We start from the raw sequence: 330 nt of genomic DNA on the forward strand, positions 1-330 counted from the left end.
ATGGGTCATTGTTGACCGTTTAACTAAGAGTGCAATGTTTTTGGCAATTAAAGAAAATACACAATTGGAAACATTGGCGCAGATATACAAGGATGAAGTTATAAGACTTCACGGAGCTCCCTTGTCTATTGTGTCTGACAGAGACCCACTATTTACCTCAAAATTGTGGGAGGCACTACAAGAACGAATGGGGACAAAAATTAAAATGAGTACAGCTTATCATCCCCAGACAGACGGGCAAAGTGAACGAACCATCCAGACCGTAGAAGATATGCTACGATCGTGTGCCCAGGATTTTGGTGGAAATTGGGACGAGCACTTGCCATTGGT

Annotated in this window: 1 protein-coding gene; it reads left to right on the top strand. The window is 42.7% G+C overall.

The genetic code is table 11. The features are described 5' to 3' along the window. The coding region (locus HX793_RS30980; RefSeq protein ID WP_178905639.1) for a DDE-type integrase/transposase/recombinase at positions 1–330 on the top strand (330 nt) is incomplete at both ends.

This window comes from Pseudomonas reactans (assembly GCF_013387025.1).
GTDB classification, from domain to species: Bacteria; Pseudomonadota; Gammaproteobacteria; order Pseudomonadales; family Pseudomonadaceae; genus Aquipseudomonas; species Aquipseudomonas reactans.